The organism is Vibrio sp. RM-69-4, assembly GCF_024743775.1.
GTDB classification, from domain to species: domain Bacteria; phylum Pseudomonadota; class Gammaproteobacteria; order Enterobacterales; family Vibrionaceae; genus Vibrio; species Vibrio anguillarum.
The window spans coordinates 1-1,030 of the sequence record NZ_JAMQXI010000018.1; the positions used below are offsets into that span (position 1 = coordinate 1).

At 46.9% G+C, this 1,030-nt stretch carries 1 protein-coding gene; it reads left to right on the forward strand.

The window, feature by feature from the left end; genetic code table 11:
• Window positions 1–551: 551 nt before the first annotated feature.
• Window positions 552–1,030 (forward strand): reverse transcriptase N-terminal domain-containing protein (locus NB504_RS02455; protein ID WP_258428190.1); only part of this gene is annotated, 479 nt, incomplete at its 3' end.

Here is a 1,030-nt window from a genome sequence, read left to right on the forward strand (position 1 = left end):
AGCGCTGTTCACCGCTTAATGTGTGAACCATCTGTATCACCAGATGAACCTAGGACTCTGAATAAAGTAGCGAGTCTGACAATGTAACGAAGACTGGTCATGCACCAGTCGGGATCTAAATCGCGAGAGAACGATCCTCCTGATAACCACAATCGGGTGAGTGCTAGGTAGTCAGCATGATGAACATAAGTGAATCCGCATAAGGTGCGTTATATGATGAATCAGCGGAAGTGGTTAATACGCTGTGGCCAAAAGGCATGAGAGTCGGAAAGAGATTGCCCCGTGCTCTTTCGTGATCGTTGAACTCTCCGCACTATAGCGGGCATCTACACTGACATTGCGCGACATACGGAACACGGTAAGCCTGTATCACTCCCTCTGGGAAAGCCTTCGTGGCCGATAGTGATGCAGGTATAGGAGGTTGGAAAAAGCGAAGGCTGCATTGTAACGATGCAGATACAGATCCCTATCTGATCACGAAAGTGGGCTGACTTCCGACTGGTCTTCCGTTGCAAGAGAATTTGAAGAACTTTATTCAAGGAGAAACGCAAATGATGATTTCAAAAGAGATTAGTGCATCTCCTGACAGTGCTCAATGGCAATCCACCAATTGGAAAGACGTTGAATCTCATGTTTTAAAGCTTCAGATGCGTATTGCAAAGGCAACACGAGAAGGTAAACACAGCAAAGCGAAAGCGTTGCAGTGGATACTGACTCACTCGCGATCAGCAAAACTTCTTGCTGTTAAGCGGGTATCTCAAAATAAAGGCAGTAAAGCGCCTGGAATTGATGGCGTTATCTGGAATACAGATACGCGCCGCATGAAAGCAGTCAATCAATTGAGCAGAAAAGCTTATCAAGCCAAACCGCTCAAGCGTATCTACATCCCCAAGAAAAATGGCAAGCTCAGACCACTAGGTATCCCCTGCATGGTCGATAGAGCGCAGCAAGCGCTTCATCTTCTTGCTCTGGAGCCTGTATCAGAAACACTTGCCGACCCTAACAGCTATGGATTTAGACCAAACCGCAG